Annotated in this window: 18 protein-coding genes; 16 read left to right on the forward strand and 2 right to left on the reverse strand. The window is 73.4% G+C overall.

Translation table 11 applies throughout. From position 1 onward, the window contains the following. Window positions 1-19 precede the first annotated feature (19 nt). On the forward strand, window positions 20-1,072 hold the full coding sequence (locus ACZ7RU_RS05765; RefSeq protein WP_470339659.1) for an ABC transporter ATP-binding protein: 1,053 nt from the start codon (window positions 20-22) through the stop codon (window positions 1,070-1,072). Between the two features lie 258 nt (window positions 1,073-1,330). After that, window positions 1,331-1,990 (forward strand): trimeric intracellular cation channel family protein, encoded by a 660-nt coding sequence (locus ACZ7RU_RS05770; protein WP_387750506.1) that lies wholly within the window; start codon window positions 1,331-1,333, stop codon window positions 1,988-1,990. Here the strand turns inward: ACZ7RU_RS05770 and ACZ7RU_RS05775 are convergent. Then, entirely contained in the window at window positions 1,896-2,672 is a 777-nt protein-coding gene (locus tag ACZ7RU_RS05775; protein WP_470339660.1) for an IclR family transcriptional regulator, read from the reverse strand. The genes ACZ7RU_RS05770 and ACZ7RU_RS05775 overlap by 95 nt on opposite strands. A gap of 183 nt (window positions 2,673-2,855) precedes the next feature. Between ACZ7RU_RS05775 and ACZ7RU_RS05780 the strand changes: the two genes are divergently transcribed. Then, the gene (locus ACZ7RU_RS05780) at window positions 2,856-4,037 is read left to right on the forward strand and encodes a cysteine desulfurase family protein (RefSeq protein ID WP_470339661.1); all 1,182 of its coding nucleotides are present in this window, start codon (window positions 2,856-2,858) and stop codon (window positions 4,035-4,037) included. 76 nt (window positions 4,038-4,113) lie between these two features. Continuing rightward, complete coding sequence (gene mnmA, locus ACZ7RU_RS05785; RefSeq protein WP_470339662.1) at window positions 4,114-5,250, forward strand: tRNA 2-thiouridine(34) synthase MnmA; 1,137 nt, start codon at window positions 4,114-4,116, stop codon at window positions 5,248-5,250. A gap of 20 nt (window positions 5,251-5,270) precedes the next feature. Here mnmA and ACZ7RU_RS05790 read toward each other — a convergent pair whose 3' ends face one another. Beyond that, window positions 5,271-5,864, reverse strand: a complete 594-nt coding sequence (locus ACZ7RU_RS05790; RefSeq protein ID WP_470339663.1) for an MBL fold metallo-hydrolase — start codon at window positions 5,862-5,864, stop codon at window positions 5,271-5,273. Between the two features lie 81 nt (window positions 5,865-5,945). Between ACZ7RU_RS05790 and ACZ7RU_RS05795 the strand changes: the two genes are divergently transcribed. The 12 genes from ACZ7RU_RS05795 to ACZ7RU_RS05850 all read left to right on the forward strand — a co-directional run bounded on the left by ACZ7RU_RS05795 (window position 5,946) and on the right by ACZ7RU_RS05850 (window position 21,177). Then, complete coding sequence (locus tag ACZ7RU_RS05795; protein WP_470339664.1) at window positions 5,946-6,959, forward strand: GlxA family transcriptional regulator; 1,014 nt, start codon at window positions 5,946-5,948, stop codon at window positions 6,957-6,959. Between the two features lie 16 nt (window positions 6,960-6,975). Then, entirely contained in the window at window positions 6,976-7,500 is a 525-nt protein-coding gene (locus tag ACZ7RU_RS05800; RefSeq protein WP_470339665.1) for an LOG family protein, read from the forward strand. Between the two features lie 13 nt (window positions 7,501-7,513). Further along, window positions 7,514-8,203: an SDR family oxidoreductase gene (locus ACZ7RU_RS05805; RefSeq protein ID WP_470339666.1), complete on the forward strand. Its 690-nt coding sequence runs from the start codon at window positions 7,514-7,516 to the stop codon at window positions 8,201-8,203. 117 nt (window positions 8,204-8,320) lie between these two features. Then, the gene (locus ACZ7RU_RS05810; protein ID WP_470339667.1) at window positions 8,321-9,331 is read left to right on the forward strand and encodes a methionine synthase; all 1,011 of its coding nucleotides are present in this window, start codon (window positions 8,321-8,323) and stop codon (window positions 9,329-9,331) included. 19 nt (window positions 9,332-9,350) lie between these two features. Continuing rightward, window positions 9,351-11,666, forward strand: a complete 2,316-nt coding sequence (gene ligA, locus ACZ7RU_RS05815; RefSeq protein ID WP_470339668.1) for an NAD-dependent DNA ligase LigA — start codon at window positions 9,351-9,353, stop codon at window positions 11,664-11,666. 295 nt (window positions 11,667-11,961) lie between these two features. Then, a complete protein-coding gene (locus ACZ7RU_RS05820) occupies window positions 11,962-13,755 on the forward strand; it encodes a putative bifunctional diguanylate cyclase/phosphodiesterase (RefSeq protein WP_470339669.1) in 1,794 nt (597 codons plus the stop codon). Window positions 13,756-13,985: 230 nt separating this feature from the next. Beyond that, complete coding sequence (gatC, locus tag ACZ7RU_RS05825; protein ID WP_030057414.1) at window positions 13,986-14,282, forward strand: Asp-tRNA(Asn)/Glu-tRNA(Gln) amidotransferase subunit GatC; 297 nt, start codon at window positions 13,986-13,988, stop codon at window positions 14,280-14,282. Window positions 14,283-14,287: 5 nt separating this feature from the next. Continuing rightward, complete coding sequence (gene gatA / locus ACZ7RU_RS05830) at window positions 14,288-15,781, forward strand: Asp-tRNA(Asn)/Glu-tRNA(Gln) amidotransferase subunit GatA (protein WP_470339670.1); 1,494 nt, start codon at window positions 14,288-14,290, stop codon at window positions 15,779-15,781. Next, complete coding sequence (locus ACZ7RU_RS05835) at window positions 15,778-16,038, forward strand: hypothetical protein (RefSeq protein ID WP_470339671.1); 261 nt, start codon at window positions 15,778-15,780, stop codon at window positions 16,036-16,038. Before gatA ends, ACZ7RU_RS05835 begins: the two co-directional genes overlap by 4 nt. Before the next feature lie 73 nt (window positions 16,039-16,111). Beyond that, window positions 16,112-17,614, forward strand: a complete 1,503-nt coding sequence (gene gatB, locus ACZ7RU_RS05840; RefSeq protein ID WP_470339672.1) for an Asp-tRNA(Asn)/Glu-tRNA(Gln) amidotransferase subunit GatB — start codon at window positions 16,112-16,114, stop codon at window positions 17,612-17,614. A 216-nt stretch (window positions 17,615-17,830) separates the two neighbouring features. Beyond that, on the forward strand, window positions 17,831-17,983 hold the full coding sequence (locus ACZ7RU_RS05845) for a hypothetical protein (protein ID WP_470339673.1): 153 nt from the start codon (window positions 17,831-17,833) through the stop codon (window positions 17,981-17,983). A gap of 152 nt (window positions 17,984-18,135) precedes the next feature. Then, window positions 18,136-21,177, forward strand: a complete 3,042-nt coding sequence (locus tag ACZ7RU_RS05850; RefSeq protein ID WP_470339674.1) for a helix-turn-helix transcriptional regulator — start codon at window positions 18,136-18,138, stop codon at window positions 21,175-21,177. The last annotated feature ends 465 nt before the right edge of the window (window positions 21,178-21,642 follow it).

Genomic DNA, 21,642 nt, shown 5'->3' on the forward strand with positions numbered 1-21,642 from the left:
ACCTTTCTGGAGAGAACCGATGACGGACACTCAGGCGGCGGCGACCCCGTCGCCGGCCGCCGCCCCCGGGCGCGAGCCGCTGCTGAAGGTGGCCGGCCTGACCCGGCACTTCCCGATCCGCAGCGGGCTGCTGCTGCGCCAGACCGGCGCGGTGCGGGCCGTCGACGGCATCGACTTCACGGTCAACGCCGGTGAGACGCTGGGCGTCGTGGGCGAGTCCGGCTGCGGCAAGTCGACCATGGGCCGACTGGTCACCCGGCTCGACGAACCGACCGGCGGGACCATCGAGTTCGAGGGCACCGACATCACCCACCTGGGCGTCGGGGCGATGCGGCCGCTGCGCCGCGACATCCAGATGATCTTCCAGGACCCGTACTCCTCGCTGAACCCCCGGCACACCGTCGGCACCATCGTCGGCGCGCCGTTCAAGCTCCAGGACGCGGTGCCGGCCGGCGGGCTCAAGAAGGCCGTCCAGGAGCTGCTGGAGCTGTGCGGGCTCAGCCCCGAGCACTACAACCGCTACCCGCACGAGTTCTCCGGTGGCCAGCGCCAGCGCATCGGCATCGCCCGGGCGCTCGCGCTCAAGCCGAAGATGATCGTCGCGGACGAGCCGGTCTCCGCGCTGGACGTCTCCATCCAGGCGCAGGTCGTCAACCTGCTGGACGACCTCCAGCAGGAGCTCGGGCTGACCTACCTGATCATCGCGCACGACCTCTCGGTGGTCCGGCACGTCTCGGACCGGGTCGCGGTGATGTACCTCGGCAAGATCGTGGAGATCGCCGACCGGAACTCGCTCTACCGCAGCCCGATGCACCCGTACACCAACGCGCTGATGTCCGCCGTGCCGGTCCCGGACCCGCGCCGCCGCCAGCGCGCGGGCCGCGAGCGGATCCTGCTCAAGGGCGACGTCCCCTCGCCGATCAACCCGCCCAGCGGCTGCCGCTTCCGCACCCGGTGCTGGAAGGCGCAGGACGTGTGCGCGAGCCAGGAACCGCCGCTGACGGCGCTGAAGACCGGGCACCAGGTGGCTTGCCACTTCCCCGAGAACGCCCCGGAGGCCGTCTCGGCCTGAGGCTCCGTCCGTACGCAGGAGGCCGCCACCCCCGTTCGCGGGGTGGCGGCCTCCTCGTCGTGCGGGTGGTCAGCCGCCGCCGCTCGGCACCGGTTCCGCTGCCGGGGTGGTGGCGAGCTCCGGGGCGGGTGAATGCGGGATCTTGTCGAGCTTCACGAGCTCCACGAGCTCCACGAGCGGAGGCCGGCGGAATCCGGCGGGCGGTACGGCGCACCCGGCGCGTCCGGAGCACCCGTGCGCATCGGGTACACATGGACGGTGACATCCCAGCTCTTCCCGACCGACGTGCAGCAGTCGCTGGACCTCGTCGGCATCTTCGTCTTCGCCCTCTCCGGGGGCCTGCTCGCCGTCCGCAAGAACATGGACATCTTCGGTATCTGCGTGCTGGCGGAAGCCACCGCGCTGGGCGGCGGGGTGATGCGCGACCTGGTGATCGGCGCCACCCCGGTCGCCGCTTTCACCAACCTCGGCTACTTCGTGACCCCGCTGGCCGCCGCGTTGGTGGTGTTCTTCCTGCACCCGGAGGTCGAACGGATCAACCGGGCGGTGCAGACCCTGGACGCGCTCGGGCTCGGGCTGTTCTGCGTGACCGGCACCGCCAAGGCGCACGACTTCGGACTCGGCGCGGTCGCGGCGATCGCGCTCGGCATGGTCACCGCGGCCGGCGGCGGTGTGATCCGCGACGTGCTGGCCGGGGAGATCCCCTCGCTGCTGCGCTGGGACCGGGAGATCTACGCCGTCCCGGCCCTGGTCGGCGCCACCGTGGTCGCGCTGCTGATCGGCGCGGACCGCCTCACCGGCGTGACCGGCACCGCCGCCGCGCTCACCGCCTTCGGGCTGCGGATGCTCGCCCTGAAGTACGGCTGGCGGGCCCCGCGGGCCTGGCACCGCAACGGTTCTCGCACCAGCGAGGAGTAGGCGAGCCACCGTACGCGAGCGAGATCGCCTCGGCGGTGCAGAGCAGTTCCGGCACCATTCGGGCCAGTTCGGCCGGCGGCACCTCGCTCGCCGGGGCGCTCAGCGCGCAGGCCGCGACCGTCCGTCCGCCGCTGCCCGCGACCGGCGCGGCCACGCAGGTCACCGGCTCCCGGTGCTCGTGGGACTCGGCCGCCCAGCCCCGGCGGCGCACCGCCGCCAGCTCGTTCGGCAGGTCCTCCTCGCGGGCGCCGTCCGCGGACAGCCCGGCGAGCAGCACCCGGCCGACCGCCGTGCCGTCCACCGGCGCCCGGCGCCCGATCCGGGACGGCTCCGTGCCCGGCAGCCCGGCCACCTCGTCCAGGTAGAGCACCTCGCCGTCGTGCAGCACGGCGAGCCGGACGGTGTAGCCGCAGCGGGCGTTGAGCGCGGCCAGGTACGGCGCGGCGACCTGCCGGACGTCGAAGTCCTCCAGCGCGCGGTGGGCCAGCGAGAGCACCCGGCCGCCGATCCGGTAGCGCAGGTCCGGCTGGCGGCGGGCGAAGCCGTGCTCCTCCAGGGTGCGCAGCAGCCGCAGGGCGGTGGACTTGTGCACCCCGAGGCTGCTGGCGGCCTGCTCCAGCGAGAGCGGCGCGTCGCCGAGTGCGTCGAGCAGGGTCAGCGCGCGGTCGACCGACTGCGACATGGCGTTTTCCCGTGGATCCGGCTGACTGGTGGCGTCAGGCTAACCGCTGGGTGGCGCAGTGGTGCAAACCGGTGCCGGACGCGGCCGTCCGGCGGCGGTGCGCCGACGGTCCCGCGGCCGGTGGCCGGATCGGGGCACAGACCTGGAGGGCCGGGCGGCTCCGCGCTCTACAATCGGGGGGTTATGCCATACCTGGACCATGCGGCGACCACGCCGATGCTGCCCGAGGCGATCGCCGCGATGACGGCGCACCTGGGGGTGGTCGGCAACGCCTCGGCCCTGCACGCGGCCGGCCGCCGGGCCCGCCGGGTGGTCGAGGAGTCCCGGGAGTCGCTGGCCGAGTCGCTGGACGCCCGCCCCAGCGAGATCGTGCTCACCGGCGGCGGCACCGAGTCCGACAACCTGGCGGTCAAGGGCCTGTACTGGGCCCGCCGGGACGCCGACCCGGCCCGCACCCGGGTGCTGTGCAGCCCGGTCGAGCACCACGCGGTGCTGGACGCGGTGCACTGGCTCTCCGAGCACGAGGGCGCCCGGGTCGACTACCTGCCGGTGGACGGCTACGGCCGGGTGCACCCCGAAGCGCTGCGCGAGGCGATCGAACGGGACCCTTCCGCGGTCGCGCTGATCACCGTGATGTGGGCCAACAACGAGGTCGGCACCGTCCAGCCGGTGCGCGAACTGACCGCGGTGGCGGCCGAGTACGGCATCCCGGTGCACGCCGACGCGGTGCAGGCGCTCGGTCAGGTCCCGGTCTCCTTCGCCGAGTCGGGGCTCACCGCGCTCACCGTCACCGGGCACAAGATCGGCGGCCCGTTCGGCATCGGCGCGCTGCTGCTCTCCCGGGGTGCCACGCCCGTACCGCTGCTGCACGGCGGCGGGCAGGAGCGCGACGTGCGATCCGGAACCCTGGACGCCCCCGGCTCGGCCGGCTTCGCGGCCGCCGCGGCGCTCGCCGTGGAGCGGCGGGCCGGGCACGCGGCCGCCCTGGGCGCGCTGCGGGACGAGCTGGTGGCCTCCGTGCTGGCCGCCGTCCCGGACGCGGTCCTCAACGGCGACCCGTCGCCCGGGGGCCGGCTGCCCGCCAACGCCCACTTCTCCTTCCCCGGCTGCGAGGGCGACGCGCTGCTGATGCTGCTGGACGCGGCCGGCATCGAGTGCTCGACGGGCTCCGCCTGCTCCGCCGGGGTGCCGCAGCCCAGCCACGTGCTGCTGGCGATGGGTGTCGACCCGCTGCTGGCGCGCGCGTCGCTGCGGTTCTCGCTCGGGCACACCTCGGTGCGGGGGGACGTGGCGGCGCTGGGCGAGGCCATCGGGCCGGTGGTGCAGCGGGCGCGCAACGCGGGGCTGGCCTCCGTACGGCGGTAGGTCCCCGCGCGCGGTGGGCGGTAGATCCCCGCGCGCGGTAGGGCATGTCCGGCGGCCCCGTAGGCTTGTACTCACCATGACTGACTTCCCGGGTGCCCCGACCACTCCGTCCACCGGCCGTCTGCGCGTGCTCGCGGCGATGTCCGGCGGAGTCGATTCCGCCGTCGCCGCCGCCCGCGCCGTCGAAGCGGGGCACGAGGTGACCGGCGTCCACCTGGCGCTCTCCGCCAACCCGCAGTCCTTCCGGACCGGCGCGCGCGGCTGCTGCACCATCGAGGACTCCCGGGACGCGTGGCGCGCGGCCGACGTGATCGGCATCCCGTTCTACGTCTGGGACCTCGCCGAGCGCTTCCGCGAGGACGTGATCGACGACTTCGTCGCCGAGTACGCGGCCGGGCGCACGCCCAACCCGTGCCTGCGCTGCAACGAGAAGATCAAGTTCGCCGCGCTGCTGGACAAGGCCGTCGCGCTGGGCTTCGACGCCGTCTGCACCGGCCACTACGCCCGGATCGTCGACCTGCCGGACGGCTCGCGCGAGCTGCACCGGGCCGTCGACGCGGCCAAGGACCAGTCCTACGTCCTCGGGGTGCTCGACGCCGACCAGCTCGCCCACTCGCTCTTCCCGCTCGGCGACACCACCAAGGACGCCATCCGCGAGGAGGCCGAGCGCCGCGGCCTGGCCGTCGCCAAGAAGCCCGACAGCCATGACATCTGCTTCATCGCCGACGGTGACACCCAGGGCTTCCTGGCCAAGCACCTCGGCACCGCGACCGGTGACATCCTCGACGTCGACGGCACCAAGCTCGGCGAGCACGACGGCGCGTACGGCTTCACCATCGGCCAGCGCAAGGGCCTGCGGATCGGCCGCCCGGCGGCCGACGGCAAGCCCCGCTACGTGCTGGACATCTCCCCGGTGAACAACACCGTGACGGTCGGCCCGGTCGAGGGCCTGGACGTCACCGGGCTGACCGCGATCCGCCCCCGCTGGTGCGGCACCGAGCCGCTCGCCGACGGCCGCTACACCGCCCAGCTCCGCGCCCACGGCGAGGAGGTGCCGGTCTCGGCCTCGGTGGTGGACGGCGAGCTGCGGGTGCGACTGGACACCCCCGTGCGGGGCATCGCCCCCGGCCAGGCCGTGGTCCTCTACGACGGCACCCGCGTCGTCGGCTCGGCCACCATCGCGACGACGGAGCGCCCGGCCGTCACCGCGTAGCCCGTCCGCCGACGGACCCGCTAGAGCGGCGCGTTGTCGTCGGCGTCGAACGGGGCGCCGTGGCCGGGGACGATCACGTCGGCCGCGGCCAGCACCCGGCGGCGGGAGGCGCGCAGGACCTCGCGGTCGGGGGCGACCGGGTCGTCGGCGGGGCCGTGCTGGTGCCACCACAGGTCGCCGGCGAAGGCGACGACGCCCGACTCGGTCCCCGCCAGCAGGGTGATGTCCTCGTTGCTGTGGCCCGGGGTGCGGATGAGCCGCAGGGACGGGGTGAGTTCGTAGCCCTCCGCGTCGCGGTTGGTCCAGTGGTGGCCCTGGTACTCGACCTTGTGGTCATGGACCCGGGCCCGCCCGAAGAGGCCGACGTTCATGGTGTTGTCCGGGTGGTGGTGGCTGAGGACGACGTCGGTGATGTCCTCGGGGCCGAGGCCCAACTCCGCGAGCGGGGCGAGGATGTCGTCGTGGTGGGCGACCATGCCCGGGTCGAAGATCACGTGCCGTCCGGCGTCCGCGATGTAGGAGACGGTGGCGGCGACTCCGGGGCCGGTGGAGCCGACGTAGCCGGTGGTCAGGACCTGGTAGCCGGCGCTGCGGCCGAGCGGTGCGTCGTTCATGCCCCGATCCTGTCGTGCCGGCCGGACTCCGACGAGTGGCACGGATGCCACTGACCGCAGGAAATGTGCCACGATCCCCGCATGGCTCCCTTCACCACCGTCGCCGCCTACGTCCCGCCCGGCGTCGGCATGCTGGCCGTCGGCATCGTCGCCGAGGTGTTCGGCCCGCACGGGCAGGCGGCGCCGGGCTTCGACTTCGCGCTGTGCGCGGACCGGACGGGGAGCGTGCCGACCGACCTCGGCGTGCCGATCGCGGTCGAGCACGGCCTGGACCGGCTGGCCTCCGCCGACCTCGTCCTCGCCCTGCCGGGGGCGGGCTTCCGTACGCCGCCTCCGCCCGCCGTGCTGGACGCGCTGTCGGCCGCGCACGAGCGCGGCGCGCGGGTGGCGGCCCACTGCGTCGGATCGTTCGCGCTCGCCGCCGCCGGGCTGCTCGACGGCCGCCGGGCCACCACGCACTGGCGGTTCGCCGCCCTGCTGGCCAGTACGTACCCGGAGGTCGTCGTCGAGCCCGACGCGCTCTACCTCGACGCGGGACGGATCACCACGGGCGCGGGAGCCGCCGCGGGCTTCGACCTGTGCCTGCACCTGATCCGGCGGGAGCACGGCACCGCCCTGGCCAACCACATCGCGCGGGACATGGTGCTGCCGTCGCACCGTGACGGCGGGCAGGCCCAGTACCTGGCCGTGCCCGTCCCCGGGGACGGCCAGGACGAGCGCCTCGCCGAGGTGCTGGCCTGGGCCCGCGAGCACCTCCACGAGCCGCTGCCGGTCGCCGAGTTGGCGCGGCGGGCGATGATGAGCAAGCGCTCCTTCCTCCGCCGCTTCGCCGCCGCCACCGGCACCACCCCGCACGCCTGGCTGCGGGACCTGCGGCTGAGCGGCGCGGAGGAGCTCCTGGAGACGACGGACCTGCCGGTCGAGGAGATCGCCCGCCGGGTCGGCTACGGCAGCGCCGCCGTCCTGCGCGAACGGTTCGTCCGCCGCCGGGGAGTGCCGCCGCGCGCCTACCGCCGGGCGTTCACCCGCGTGACGGGTCCGGCGGCCACCGGGCCCGAGGCCGTAATACCGGTGAGCCCGACCCGTGGGGCGTGATAGACCAGACGGCACTATGAACATCTCCGTCTTCTGCTCCGCGTACTCGCTCGACGACCGTTACTCCGCCCCCGCCGCGGAGTTCGCCCGGCTGCTGGGGGAGGGCGGGCACACCCTGGTGTGGGGCGGCTCGAACGCCGGGCTGATGGGGCTGCTCGCCGACGAGGTGAAGGCCGCCGGGGGCCGACTGGTCGGTGTGATGGTCGAGATGCTGCGGCACAAGGCGTACGTCGGCGCCGACGAGCTGGTGTGGACGGCCGACCTCGGGGAGCGGAAGGCGGAGCTGGCCTTGCGGGCCGACGCCATCGTCGTGCTGGTCGGCGGGCTGGGCACGCTGGACGAGGTCACCGACGTGCTGGAGCTCAAGAAGCACGGGATGTTCGAGAAGCCGGTGGTCGTCCTGGACACCGAGGGCTTCTACTCGGGCCTGCGCACCCAGATGGAGCGGATGGACGCCGAAGGGTTCCTGCCGCGCCCGCTCACCGAGCTGATCACTTTCGCGGACACGCCCGCCGAGGTGTTCGCCCAGCTCAAGGCCTGATTGGATCAGGGCCATGGCTACCCATCTGATCACCGGCGCCGGCTCCGGCATCGGCGCCGTCCTGGCCGCGAAGCTCGCCGAGCGCGGGGACGAACTCTGGCTGCTGGCCCGCGACGCCCGGCGGGCCGCCGAACTGCGCGAGCGCTTCCCCGGGGCGAGGACGCTCGTCGGGGACCTCGGCGACCCGGGCAAGCTCTCCTGGGCCTTCGGCCACCAGCAGCTGCCCGTCGAGCTGGACTCGCTGCTGCACGTCGCGGGCGTGGTCGAGCTGGGCACGGTCGGCGACCTCACCCCCAAGGCCTGGCAGGAGACGCTCAACGTCAACCTCGTCGCCCCCGCCGAGCTGACCCGGCTGCTGCTGCCGTCCGTCCGGCTGGTCAAGGGCCACGTGCTCTTCGTCAACTCCGGCGCCGGCCTCAACGCCCACGCCGAGTGGTCGGCGTACGCGGCCAGCAAGCACGGGCTGAAGGCGCTCGCCGACGCGCTGCGCCAGGAGGAGCACGCCAACGGCGTCCGGGTCACCTCCGTCTACCCCGGCCGCACCGCCACCGCGATGCAGGTCAAGGTGCACCAGCAGGAGGGCAGGGAGTACGACGCCGACCGCTGGATCGAGCCGGAGTCCGTCGCCCGGGCGGTCCTCGCCGCCCTCGACGCCTCCCGCGACGCGGAGATCACCGACATCACCGTCCGCCCCGGGCGGTAGCGCGCCGCGTGGGGAGTCGGCCCGGCCGACTTCCCACGCACGCACCGGGGGCCGTCCGCGCACGTCCGCGCACGGTCCGGGTGAGCGGGCGCCGTCCGGCTGAGTAGGCTCGGGCAGGTGAGCACCGGACACCCCTTCCCTGACCTGCGCGGCGCCGCCACCGGCGTCGGCTCGCTGCCCGGCACCGACGCCCGGGAGGCCGCCAAGACCTCCACCGGCGCCCTGGAGCACCTGCCGTTCCTGCCCGAGCTGCCCGCCCGTGGCCCCGGCGCCGACATGATCGGGCGCGGCGCCGGCCTGCTGGTCGAGCTGTTCGCGCAGACCGAGCCGAGCGGCTGGCGGTTCACCGACCGCCCCGGCCGCGACACCCGGCGGGCCCACTCCTGGCTCGGCGAGGACCTGGACGCGCTGGAGGAGTTCACCCAGGGCCACCAGGGCGCGCTCAAGGTCCAGGCCGTCGGCCCGTGGACGCTGGCGGCGAGCATCGAGCTCAAGCACGGCGAGAAGGCGCTCTCCGACCCCGGCGCCTGCCGCGACATCGCCGGCTCGCTCACCGAGGGCCTGCGCCGCCACCTCGCGGACGTCCGCAAGCGGGTGCCCGGCGCCGAGGTCGTGCTGCAACTGGACGAGCCCTCGCTGCCCGCCGTGCTGGCCGGGTCGGTGAAGACCGCCAGCGGCTTCCAGCGGCTGCGCTCCGTCGACCGGCAGGTCGCCGAGGAGGTGCTGCGCGAGGTGGTCCGGAGCCTGGACGCGCCCGTCGTCGTGCACAGCTGCGCGCCGGACGTCCCCGTCCCGCTGCTGCGCCGCGCCGGGGTGGCCGGGATCTCCCTCGACTTCTCGCTCCTCACCGAGCGCCAGGACGACGACCTGGGCGAGGCGGTGGAGGGCGGCACGACGATCCTCGCCGGTGTCGTCCCCTCCACTGACCAGGCGGTGTCCGACCCTGCCGGTAGTGTCCAGGGTGTCAGGACCTTGTGGCGCAGGCTCGGGTTCGCCCCGGAGCTGCTGGGCCGCCGCGTGCTGGTGACGCCGACCTGCGGGCTGGCCGGGGCCTCCCCGGCGTACGCGCGTACGGCGCTGTCGCTTGCGGCGCGGGCGGCGCAGAGCCTGGTGGACAACCCGGAATGAGAATGCAGGAGGGCTTGCGGTGACGGCTGTCGAGGGCTGGGAGGACGTCCCGGCGGAGGTGCGCAGGCGGCACGCCGAGCTGGCGCAGGAGATCACCGACCACCGCGCCCGGTACTACGAGCAGGACGCGCCGACCATCAGCGACGCCGAGTTCGACGCGCTGATGCGGGAGCTGGAGGGGATCGAGGCCGAGCACCCGGCCCTGGTCACCCCGGACTCGCCGACGCAGCGGGTCGGCGGCGCGCCCACCGCGCTGTTCGCCGAGGTCGAGCACCGCGAGCGGCTGCTCAGCCTGGACAACGCGATGGACGACGAGGAGCTGGCCGCCTGGGCCGAGCGGGTCGCCACCGAGCTGCACGGCATCGACTACCACTACCTGTGCGAGCTCAAGGTGGACGGTCTGGCCGTCAACCTCACCTACGAGAACGGCCAGTTGGTACAGGCGGCGACGCGCGGCGACGGCCGGGTCGGCGAGGACATCACCGCCAACGTCCGCACCATCAAGGAGATCCCGCACCGGCTCAAGGGCGACGACGTCCCGGAGCTGGTCGAGATCCGCGGTGAGGTCTACTTCCCGACCGAGGCCTTCGACGCCCTCAACGCCTCCTTCGCGGAGGAGAACGAGCGCCGCCGGCAGGAGAACGAGGAGCGCGCCAAGGAGGGCAAGCGGCCCCGGGCGATGATCCGGCTGTTCATGAACCCCCGCAACGCCGCCGCCGGGTCGCTGCGCCAGAAGGACCCGCACATCACCGCCTCCCGTCCGCTGCACATGGTGGTGCACGGCATCGGCGCCCGGGTCGGCCTCGACATCGACAACCAGTCGCACGCCTACCAGCTGCTGCACGACTGGGGCCTGCCCACCGCCCGGCACAACAAGGTGGTGGGGACGCTCGCCGAGGTGCGGGACTTCATCAAGCACTTCGGCGAGCAGCGGCACTCGGTCGAGCACGAGATCGACGGCGTGGTCGTCAAGGTGGACGAGATCGCCCTCCAGGGCCGGCTCGGTACCACCTCCAAGTCGCCGCGCTGGGCGATCGCCTGGAAGTACCCGCCGGAGGAGGTCACCGGCAAGCTGGCCGAGATCAAGGTCGGCATCGGCCGCACCGGCCGGGCCACCCCGTACGCGGTGCTGGCCGAGCCGGTGAAGGTGGCCGGCTCGATGGTGCAGTACGCGACGCTGCACAACCAGGAGGTCGTCAAGGCCAAGGACGTGCTGCTCGGCGACACCGTCGTGCTGCGCAAGGCCGGCGACGTCATCCCGGAGATCCTCGGCCCGGTCTACGACCTGCGGGACGGCACCGAGCAGGCCTTCGTGATGCCCTCGCACTGCCCGGAGTGCGACAGCGAGCTGCGGCCGATGTCCGAGGGGGACATCGACCTGCGCTGCCCCAACGCGCAGTTCTGCCCGGCCCAGATCCGGGAGCGGATCGCCTTCCTGGGCGGGCGCTCCTGCCTGGACGTCGAGGGGCTCGGCTACGTCGCGGCCACCGCGCTGACCCAGCCGCTGGAGCCGGCCGAGGCGCCGGTGCGGAACGAGGCCGACATCTTCCGGCTGACGCCGGAGAAGCTGCTGCCGATCAAGGTGCTGGTCCGGGACCCGAAGACCGGCATGCCGAAGCCGGACGACCGGACGGGCAAGGAGAAGGAGGTCTTCTTCTTCGCCACCACCAAGGGCGAGCCGAAGAAGTCGCTCCAGGTCCTGATCGACAACCTGGAGGCGGCGAAGGAGCGGCCGCTCTGGAGGTTCGTCAACGGCCTGTCCATCCGGCACGTCGGCCCGGTCGCCGCCCAGGCGCTGGCCAGGGAGTTCCGCGACCTGGAGAAGATCTTCGAGGCGAGCGAGGAACAGCTGGCGGCCGTCGAGGGGGTCGGCCCGACCATCGCCCGCTCGATCCGGGAGTGGCACGCGGAGGAGTGGCACCGGAAGATCCTGGAGAACTGGAAGGCCGACGGCGTCCGCTTCACCGAGGAGTTCGCGGACGAGGACGGGGCGGAGCGCCCGCTGGAGGGCCTGACCGTCGTGGTGACCGGCACCCTGGCCGGCCACACCCGGGACGGCGCCAAGGAGGCGCTGACCTCCCGCGGAGCGAAGGTGACCGGCTCGGTTTCGAAAAAGACCGATTTTGTGGTCGCAGGGGACAACCCTGGGTCCAAATACGACAAGGCTGTTCAGCTCGGCCTGCCGGTCCTGGACGACGCCGGGTTCGCCGTCCTGCTCGCCGACGGGCCGTCCGCCGCCCGTGCCCACCTGGGACTTCCGGAGCCGGAGGAGGCCGGGGAGCCGAAGAAGGAGCCCGTCGAGGACTGGCCCGGACCCGACCCGAGCGGCCGGTGACCGGATCGGTGTTGTTATCGTCCTGATGCGGCGTCACCGGGTGTCGGGCGGTGAAAGCGGGCATTGTGTCACTGTGCGACACCCGGGCGCGGTGGCGCGTTTCCGGTTGTCCGAAAGTCTGCCCACCGGGTGGACCCCGGCTTACCCTGGAGCGCAACAGAGTGTCAGCAGGGGTGGGGGCACCGGCTGGGCCGGTGCTCCTCGGGGTCGCTCCATGCCCGACAGCTGTCGGTACCGGCACGGTGCCTCACCGTAAGGCGGCCTGACGGGGCGGGCCCGACGGAGGACAGGGCTTATGGATCGTACGACCGGCGGTGCGCCCACACGCCCGCCGCAGGGGGTGGCAGGTGCGGTCCTGCTGCTCGGCGTGCTGCTGGCCGGAGCCGCGCCGCTCATCCCGCTGGCCGTCCTGGTCTACCGGTACGAACCCGAGTTGCTGCCGCTGTTCGCCGTGCCCCTGGCGGTGCTGGTGGCGGCCTGGCGGATCGCCCGGGACCGCGCCCGTGACCAACTCACCGACCCGCTGACGGACCTGCCCAACCGTCAGGCCCTGCTGCTGGCCGCCCAGGAGGCGATCGCGGAGTGTGCGCAGGGGTACAGCGTCGGTCTCATCCTGCTCGATCTCGATCGCTTCCGGTCACTCAACGACACGCTTGGTCATACGGCCGGTGACCGCTTACTGGTTCACATCGCCCGCCGGCTGCACCGGGCACTGCGCTCCGGAGGCCCGGCCGGCAGCGCCACCCGGGAGTCCATCGACGACGTCTTCGCCGGGCTTCCCCGGCACTACCGCCGCGGCCGCCCGATGGTGGCCAGGATGGGCGGCGACGAGTTCGCCGTCCTGCTGCCCGGCATCAACTGCCCGGACAGCCTGGAGCGGGTCGCCAAGGCGCTGATCGCCGAACTGGCCGCCCCGATCCGGCTGGACGGGCTGTTGCTCGTCCTGGAGGCCAGCGGCGGCGTCTGCGTCTACCCGCAGCACGCCCAGGACGCCGAGTCGCTGCTGCGCCGCGCCGACGTCGCGATGGGCCACGCCCAGCGCGGATGCAGCGGGGTCGCCCAGTACGACGAGGCCCAGGACGCCGACACCCCGTACCGGATCGGGCTGCTGGGGGACCTGCGCCGGGCACTGGAGACCGGCGAGGTGCAGCTGCACTACCAGCCGAAGGTGGCCTTCGACGGCCGGGTGGTCGGCCTGGAGGCGCTGCTGCGCTGGGAGCGGCCCGGCCAGGGGAAGGTCTCGCCGGACGAGTTCGTCGGGCTCGCCGAGTCCAGCGGCCTGATGCCCCGGCTCACCGACTACGTGCTGGAGGCGGCCGTCGGCCAGCTCGCGTACTGGCGCGAGCAGGGCCTCCAGGTGCAGGTCGCGGTGAACGTCTCGCCGCGCGACGTGCTCAACCCCGGCTTCGCCCAGCGGGTGGCCGGCCACCTGGTGCGCCACCAGGTGCCGGCCCATGCGCTCCAGCTGGAGATCACCGAGCGGCTGCTGCTGGACGACTCCCGGCGGGCCGCCGACACCCTGGCCGAGCTGCGCGGCTACGGCGTCGGGATGTCGCTGGACGACTTCGGCACCGGGCACTCCTCGCTGGTGCGGCTGCGCAGCCTGCCGGTCGGCGAGCTGAAGATCGACCGCTCCTTCGTCTCCCGGATGGTCGCCGACGACCACGACGCGGCGGTGGTCCGCTGCTCGGTGGAGCTCGCCCACTCGCTGGGCCTGACCGTGGTCGCCGAGGGCGTCGAGGACGACGAGACCTGGGAGCGGCTGCACTGCATGGGCGTGGACGCCGTCCAGGGCTGGCTGGTGTCGGCCGCGCTGCCGGCCGAGCAGGCCACCGCCTGGCTGCGGGTGCACCGCATCGGCGCCCCGCCGGTGGAGCGGCTGGGCGTGCCGCCCCAGCTGCACGCCGGCTTCCAGCCGGTCCAGAGCGCCAAGCCGATCGCCAAGCCGATCGCCCAGCCGGTCCGGCCGCCGACGCTCCCGACTCTCCCGCCGGTCATCCCGCCGACGCTGCCGCCGGTGGCCCAGGTGGTGCAGGCCGCGCACCTGGAGATCAAGCCGCAGGGCTGGGCCCGCACCCAGCCGCAGTAGCGCCCCGCCGGACGCCTGCCGGGCACCGGGGCCGACGCCCGCCGGACGCCGCGGCCGGGCCGGCGACGGGCGCGGCGGATCACTCGTTGGTCGGGGTGGGGGACGGGCCCCATAGGATGGGGTCCAAAGACCATGAGGACGGAGCGCCGGACCGGCTGCTCCTGCCCGGGCCCGGCACCGCCCGCAAGGCACCGCCGGGCCTCACCAGAACTCACCCTGAGGATCGCTGCATGCCTGGCATCACGCGCGAGGAGGTCGCCCACCTCGCCCGGCTGTCGCGTCTTGAGCTGAAGCCCGAAGAGCTGGACCACTTCGCCGAGCAGCTCGACGTGATCATCGGCGCGGTCGCCCGCGTTTCCGAGGTCGCCGGACAGGACGTCCCGCCGACCTCCCACCCGCTGCCGCTGACCAACGTCATGCGTGCCGACGAGGTACGGCCGTCGCTCACCCCGGAGCAGGCGCTGTCCGGCGCCCCCGCCGCCGAGGAGCAGCGTTTCCGTGTGCCGCAGATCCTCGGGGAGGACTGACCGAGATGACCGAGCTGATCCGTTTCACCGCCGCCGAGACCGCGGGCGCCATCGCCAAGGGCGAGGTGTCCGCCGTCGAGGTCGCGCAGGCCCACCTGGACCGCATCGACGCCGTCGACAAGAAGGTCAACGCCTTCCTGCACGTCGACACCGAGGGCGCGCTGGCCGCGGCCCGGGCCGTCGACGAGAAGCGCGCCAAGGGCGAGGAGCTGGGCCCGCTGGCCGGCGTCCCGCTCGCGCTCAAGGACGTCTTCACCACCAAGGGCATCCCGACCACCTGTGGCTCGAAGATGCTCGAGGGCTGGATCCCGCCGTACGACGCCACGCTGACCAGCCGTCTCAAGAGCGCCGACGTCGTCATCCTCGGCAAGACCAACATGGACGAGTTCGCGATGGGCTCCTCCACCGAGAACTCCGCGTACGGCGTGACCGGGAACCCGTGGGACCTCTCCCGCATCCCCGGCGGCTCCGGCGGCGGTTCGGCCGCCGCGCTGGCCGCCTTCGAGGCCCCGCTGGCGATCGGCACCGACACTGGCGGCTCGATCCGCCAGCCCGGCGCCGTCACCGGCACCGTCGGCGTCAAGCCGACCTACGGCTCGGTGTCCCGCTACGGCCTGGTGGCGTTCTCCAGCAGCCTGGACCAGGGCGGCCCGTGCGCCCGCACCGTGCTGGACGCGGCGCTGCTGCACGAGGCCATCGCCGGGCACGACCCGCTGGACTCCACCTCGATCGACGCGCCGGTCCCGGCCGTGGTCGAGGCCGCGAAGATGCGCGACGTCCGCGGCATGCGGATCGGCGTGGTCAAGGAGTTCGCCGGCGAGGGCTACCAGGCCGGCGTGATGCAGCGCTTCAACGAGTCGGTGGAGCTGCTGCGCGAGCTGGGCGCCGAGGTCGTCGAGGTCTCCTGCCCGTCCTTCACCCTGGCGCTGCCGGCGTACTACCTGATCGCGCCCAGCGAGTGCTCCTCCAACCTGGCCCGCTTCGACGCGATGCGCTACGGCCTGCGGGTCGGCGACGACGGCAGCCGCTCGGCCGAGGAGGTCACCGCCCTGACCCGCGAGGCCGGCTTCGGCCCCGAGGTCAAGCGCCGCATCATCCTGGGCACCTACGCGCTGTCCTCGGGCTACTACGACGCCTACTACGGCTCGGCCCAGAAGGTCCGCACGCTCATCTCGCGCGACTTCGACGCCGCCTTCGCGGGCGTGGACGTGCTGGTCTCGCCGACCACGCCGACCACCGCCTTCCCGATCGGCGAGCGCGCCGACGACCCGATGGCGATGTACCTGGCCGACCTGTGCACGATTCCGTCCAACCTGGCGGGCAACGCGGCCATGTCGCTGCCGGTGGGCCTGGCCCCGGAGGACAATCTCCCGGTCGGCCTCCAGATCATCGCACCCGCGATGGCGGACGACCGCCTGTACCGCGTGGGCGGCGCCGTCGAGGCCGCACTCAACGACAAGTGGGGGCACACCCTGCTGGAGGAGGCACCGGCACTGTGAGCAAGATCGAGAAGGCGAAGGCCCAGTCCGCTTCGCTCAAGGGGTGGAAGCACTCGAAGCCCGGCCTGTGGCTGTCCATCGGCACCAGCGCGTTCGGCGCGATCTCCATCGCCAAGGACGTCCGCAGGGCCCGCGAGGAGAGCGACACCCTCAAGCTGGTCAACGCCCTGGTCGGCGCGGCCGCGCTGGTCACCGGCACCGCCCTGCTGGTGCGCGAGCTGCGTCAGCTGGGCTCCGACGACGTGCTGCTGGGCTGAGCGCCCCGGCCCGGCCCCGCGCGAGCGGCGGCCGGGCCCGTACCTCCCAAGTCTTTTTGAACGAAGGGACGCTGTGAGCGTCATGAACCTGGTCTCCTACGAGGACGCTCTCGCGTCGTACGACCCGGTGATGGGCCTTGAGGTCCACGTCGAGCTGGGCACCAAGACCAAGATGTTCTGCGGTTGCTCGACCGAGCTGGGTGCCGAGCCGAACAGCCAGACCTGCCCGACCTGCCTGGGCCTGCCGGGTTCGCTGCCGGTGGTCAACGCGGTCGGCGTGGAGTCGGCGGTCAAGATCGGCCTGGCGCTGAACTGCGAGATCGCCGAGTGGTGCCGGTTCGCGCGGAAGAACTACTTCTACCCGGACATGCCCAAGAACTTCCAGACCTCGCAGTACGACGAGCCGATCGCCTTCAACGGCTACCTCGACGTGCAGCTGGAGGACGGCTCGACCTTCCGGGTGGAGATCGAGCGCGCCCACATGGAGGAGGACACCGGCAAGTCCAGCCACGTCGGTGGCGCCACCGGCCGCATCCACGGCGCCACCCACTCGCTGCTCGACTACAACCGGGCCGGCATCCCGCTGATCGAGATCGTCACCAAGCCGATCGAGGGCGCCGGCGAGCGGGCCCCCGAGGTCGCCAAGGCGTACGTCGCCGAGCTGCGCGAGCTCATCCGTTCGCTCGGTGTCTCCGAGGCCCGGATGGACAAGGGCCAGATGCGCTGCGACGTCAACCTGTCGCTGCGCCCGAACGGCACCGAGACCTTCGGCACCCGCTCGGAGACCAAGAACGTCAACTCGCTGCGCAGCGTGGAGCGGGCCGCCCGGTTCGAGATCCAGCGGCACGCCACGGTGCTGACCGACGGCGGCACCATCGTCCAGGAGACCCGCCACTTCCACGAGGACAACGGCACCACCACCTCGGGCCGGATCAAGGACAACGCCGAGGACTACCGCTACTTCCCCGAGCCGGACCTGGTGCCGGTGGCCCCCGCCCGCGAGTGGGTCGAGGAACTGCGCGCCGCCCTGCCCGAGCTGCCGCGGGTGCGCCGCGCCCGGCTCCAGGCCGAGTGGGGCCTGTCCGACAAGGACATGCAGTCCGTCCTCAACGCCGGTGCGGTGGGGCCGATCCAGGAGACCATCGCGGCCGGTGCCCCGGCCGACCAGGCCCGCAAGTGGTGGATGGGCGAGCTGGCCCGCCGTGCGAACGAGACCGGCACCGAGCTGAGCGAGCAGCCGATCACCCCGGTGCAGGTCGCCCGGGTCGCCGCGCTGGTCGCCGAGGGAAAGCTGAACGACAAGCTGGCCCGCCAGGTCATCGAGGGCGTGCTGGCCGGCGAGGGCGAGCCGGACGCGATCGTCGAGAAGCGCGGTCTGGCCGTGGTCTCGGACGACTCCGCGCTGGGCGCCGCCGTCGACCAGGCCATCGCCGAGAACGAGGGGATCGCCGCCAAGATCCGCGACGGCAAGGTCCAGGCCGTGGGCGCGCTGGTCGGCGCGGTCATGAAGGCCACCCGGGGCCAGGCCGACGCGGCCCGGGTGAAGGACCTGATCCTGGAGAAGCTGGCTTCCTAAGGCAACTAAGGCATCTAAGGCCCTCTAAGTAAGGCCTAAGGCCCTGTCTCACCTATACATCTAGGTGGGATGGGGCCTTAAACCTTTTTCGGCGCCCGATCTAAGGCGTCCCGGCCCCGGAAGATGGGGCACGCTCCCGATGTGGCACCCCCCGCTGGGGGAGGAAGCTCTTACCTGTCAGCAAGACGGAGCGGAAAACCCCAGGGGGAACCGGAAATGATCGAGTACCAGACCTTCCAGCAACAGGCCCACGAGCTCGTGGCCCGCGCCGAGCACGAGCGCCTGGTGCGCGAGGCCAAGGAGGCCCGCCGTCGGCGTCCGGTGGCCGCCCGCTTCCAGCGGCGCCCCGTGCGTCGGCCCGAATGCTGACGGAACGGCACCACGACGGTGCCGAGGGAGCTTCGGAGGGGGAGACGCCGCGAGTGAGCGTCTCCCCCTCCGGGCGTTCGCGGCCGGAACCCCGTTCGCCAGGGGAGATAACCCCTCGGCCGGGCCCCACCGGCTATGGCATGCTCGCCTCCATGCAGCAGACATCGGTCAGCCCCGTCTTCGTCGGCCGCGGCAGCGAGATCACCGAGCTGACCGACGCGCTGCGCCGAGCGGGCACCGGAAGCCCCCAGGCCGTCCTGATCGGTGGCGAGGCGGGGGTCGGCAAGACCCGGCTGCTGGAGGAGTTCCTGGAGCGCGCCGCCGCCCAGGGAGCGGTCACCACGCTCGGCAGCTGCCTGGAGGTCGGCGCCGAGGGCCTGCCGTACGCGCCGCTGGCCACCGCGCTGCGCCGGCTGCACCGCTCGCTGGGCCCCGAACTGGGGGCCGCCGCGGCCGGCAGCGAGGGCCATCTCGCCCTGCTGCTCTCCGAGTTCGGCGAGGTGGACGGCGAGCCCAACGACGAGTACAGCCGAGCCCGGCTGTTCGAGCACACCGCGAGGCTGTTCGAGCGGCTCGGCGCGGAGCGTACCCTCGTCCTCGCCGTCGAGGACCTGCACTGGTCCGACCGCTCCACCCGCGAACTGCTCGCCTTCCTGGTGCGCACCCTGCACCGCTCCCGGGTGCTGCTGGTCGCCACCTACCGCACCGACGACCTGCACCGCCGGCACCCGCTGCGCCCCTTCCTGGCCGAGCTCGAACGGCTGCGCACCGTCCAGCGGCTGGAGCTGGCCCGGTTCGACCGCCGCGAGGTGGCCGCCCAGCTGGCCGGCATCCTCGGCACCACCGTCCCCGACCGCCAGCTGGTGGACCGCATCCACCGCCGCTCGGAGGGCAACCCGTTCTTCGTCGAGGAGCTGGCCACCGCGTTCGAGGACGGCTGCGGCGCCGGGCTGACCGACTCGCTGCGGGACATCCTGCTGGTGCGGGTCGAGGGCCTGGGCGAGGAGGCCCAGCGGGTCGTGCGGATCGCCGCCGAGGGCGGCTCGCACGTCGAACACGCCCTGCTGGCCGCCGTCCTGGACGACGACGAGGAGGCGCTGATCGAGGCGCTGCGGGCCGCCGTCGGCGCCAACATCCTGCGCCCGGACAGCGAGGGCGAGGGCTACCGGTTCCGCCACGCGCTGGTCCGCGAGGCGGTCTCGGACGACCTGCTGCCCGGCGAACGGCACCGGATCAACCGCAGGTTCGCGCTCGCGGTGGAGGCCCAGCCGCAGCTGGTCCCCGGCGACGCGCTGGCCGCCCGGCTGGCCAACTACTGGTACCACGCGCACGATCCGGCCCGCGCCCTGCCGACCGCCCTGGACGCCGCCCGCGCGGCCCGCCGGCGCAACGCCTTCGCCGAGCAACTCGGCATGCTGGAACGGGCCCTGGAGTTGTGGGACCTGGTCTCCGAGGAGGTGCTGGCGCACACCCTGCGCCCGTACGACTGGGCCGAGACCTACCCGCCCGGCTCCTGCGACCACAACGCCGCGGACGAGGACTGCGACCGGATCCAGCTGGTCGACGTGCTGGCCGAGGCGGTGGTCGCGGCCCGGCGCTGCGGCGACCGCGAGCGCGGCCTGAGCCTGGCCAAGCGCGGGCTGCGGCTGGTCGACGAGGCGGAGCACCCGGTGCGCGCGGCCTGGTTCCGGATCAACCGCGCCCGGATGCTGGGCAGCCTGCGCCGCTCCGGCGACGAGGAGGAGATCGCCCACGCGCTGCGGCTGGTGGAGCACCTGCCGCCGACCGCCGTCCAGGCCGAGGTGCTCGCGCTCGGCGCGGGGACGGCGATGCTCAAGAGGCCCACCCCCGAGGCCATCGAGCTGGCCGAGCGGGCGATCCGGATCGCCCAGGAGGTGGGCGCCCACTCGGTCGAGGTGCACGCCCGGATGACGCTCGGCGGCCTGCGCTACGACGTGCACGGTGACGCCGAGGGCGGGCTGGCCGAGCTGGCCGGGGCCGTCGAGCGGGCCCGTCGGCTGGGCGTGCCCGACCTGCTGCTGCGCGGCATCAACAACCTGGCCAGCATGCAGCGCGGGTTGGGGCGGCCCGAGGAGGCGGTCCGACTGGCGCGGGAGGGCCTGGAGTTCGCGGACGGCAACGGTCTGCTGCGCAACATCGGCACCATCCTGACCGGCAACCTGGTCGAGGCGCTGACCGACCTCGGGCGGGTCCGGGAGGCGGCCGAGGTGCTCGCCGCCTGCGAACTGACCAGCCTGAGCGGCACCCACGCCGAGTTCCTGGACCGGATGCGCGGCGAACTCGCCCTGCTCAAGGGGGACCTGGCCACCGCGGCGACCATGCTGGCGCAGGCCCGGTCGGCCAACCGGGTCGGCCAGGTCCAGCACAGCGTGCCGATCAGCCGGCTGGCGGTGCGGCTCGCGGCGCTCGGCGGCCGGCCGCTGGAGGCCCGGGCCGAACTGCTCGCCGCGCTGGAGGACGGCGGCCGGCTCGGCCACGAGTCCGACGTCTACCCGCTGCTGGCCGAGGCCGCCGCGGTGGAGGCGGACAGCCGGGGGCTGCCGCAGGCCGGGGCGGGCCGGGCCGAGGCGCTGGCCGCGATCACCGCGGCCGCCGCCGTCCTGCGGCCCCGGGCGCCGCTGCACCACGGCTGGGCCCGGCTGCTGGAGGCCGAACTGGCCCGCGCCGAGGGCTCGGACACTCCGCAGCGGTGGGCCGCCGCCGTCGAGGCGCTGCGCCCGACCGGCCTGCCGTACCCGCTGGCGCTCGCCCTACTGCGGGCCGGCGAGGCCGAGGTGCAGGCCGGGCGGCGCGAGGCCGGTGCCGAACTGCTGCGCGAGGCGGCCGAACTGGCGGCCGTCCGGGACGACCGGCTGCTCGGCGGGCAGATCGCCGCGCTGGCCGAACGGGCCGGGCTGAGCCTCGCCCCGGCCGAGCGGACGGCCACCGTGCCGGCCCCGGCCGCCGGGGACTCCTTCAACCTCACCCCCCGTGAGCGGGACGTGCTCCGGCTGCTCGCCCGGGGCTGGACCAACCGGCAGATCGCCGAGGAGCTGTACATCTCTCCGAAGACCGCCAGCGTGCACGTCTCCAACATCCTGGGGAAGCTCGCGGTCGGCGGCCGCGGCGAGGCCGCCGCGCTGGCGCACCGGCTGCGGCTGTTCCCGGACGATCTGGCCGCCTCCGGCCGCTGAGCAGGGCACCACCGCGGACCCGGACCGGCTTCGGCCGGTCCGGGTCCGCCGTTCGTCGTGGCCCGTCCGCTGTTCGTCCGCTGTTCGTCCGTCCTGGCACCGGTGTTCGGGCGCCGCCCCGTGCTCCCGTGCGCGCCGCGTGAGCCCCCGCCCGTGCGCCGCCGCCAACCGGGTCGATCCATAGGAATCAGGGGCATTTCCCCACCCTTTCGCCATTACTCTAAGTTGAGTGTGCGTGTCATTGAGTGACGGAATTGGTGTAGGGTCCCTTTTGGGAGCATCGGTACGGTGCGGCGACCGGCAGGCCGCCCACCCCCTGGGCCGCCGTCCTGACGGGGCGCCGGCCCACCGCGCACGTCCGAGAAGTGCGCGGCCGGTGGCCCGTGGCCGGGGCGCGAGGCCCCGGGCCGGAGGGGGAGAGGCCGAGTGAGCTCCACCGAAACGGTGCTGCCCGGAACCGGACGG

It is taken from the genome of Kitasatospora sp. NPDC114501, assembly GCF_055633695.1.

Excerpts from the sequence above, each read along its gene's own strand:
- ACZ7RU_RS05765 (WP_470339659.1), top strand. The coding sequence starts at position 20 with ATGACGGACACTCAGGCGGCGGCGACCCCGTCGCCGGCCGCCGCCCCC.
- ACZ7RU_RS05775 (WP_470339660.1), bottom strand. The coding sequence starts at position 2,672 with ATGTCGCAGTCGGTCGACCGCGCGCTGACCCTGCTCGACGCACTCGGC.
- ACZ7RU_RS05780 (WP_470339661.1), top strand. The coding sequence starts at position 2,856 with ATGCCATACCTGGACCATGCGGCGACCACGCCGATGCTGCCCGAGGCG.
- mnmA (WP_470339662.1), top strand. The coding sequence starts at position 4,114 with ATGACTGACTTCCCGGGTGCCCCGACCACTCCGTCCACCGGCCGTCTG.
- ACZ7RU_RS05790 (WP_470339663.1), bottom strand. The coding sequence starts at position 5,864 with ATGAACGACGCACCGCTCGGCCGCAGCGCCGGCTACCAGGTCCTGACC.
- ACZ7RU_RS05795 (WP_470339664.1), top strand. The coding sequence starts at position 5,946 with ATGGCTCCCTTCACCACCGTCGCCGCCTACGTCCCGCCCGGCGTCGGC.
- ACZ7RU_RS05800 (WP_470339665.1), top strand. The coding sequence starts at position 6,976 with ATGAACATCTCCGTCTTCTGCTCCGCGTACTCGCTCGACGACCGTTAC.
- ACZ7RU_RS05805 (WP_470339666.1), top strand. The coding sequence starts at position 7,514 with ATGGCTACCCATCTGATCACCGGCGCCGGCTCCGGCATCGGCGCCGTC.
- ACZ7RU_RS05820 (WP_470339669.1), top strand. The coding sequence starts at position 11,962 with ATGGATCGTACGACCGGCGGTGCGCCCACACGCCCGCCGCAGGGGGTG.
- gatC (WP_030057414.1), top strand. The coding sequence starts at position 13,986 with ATGCCTGGCATCACGCGCGAGGAGGTCGCCCACCTCGCCCGGCTGTCG.
- gatA (WP_470339670.1), top strand. The coding sequence starts at position 14,288 with ATGACCGAGCTGATCCGTTTCACCGCCGCCGAGACCGCGGGCGCCATC.
- ACZ7RU_RS05845 (WP_470339673.1), top strand. The coding sequence starts at position 17,831 with ATGATCGAGTACCAGACCTTCCAGCAACAGGCCCACGAGCTCGTGGCC.
- ACZ7RU_RS05850 (WP_470339674.1), top strand. The coding sequence starts at position 18,136 with ATGCAGCAGACATCGGTCAGCCCCGTCTTCGTCGGCCGCGGCAGCGAG.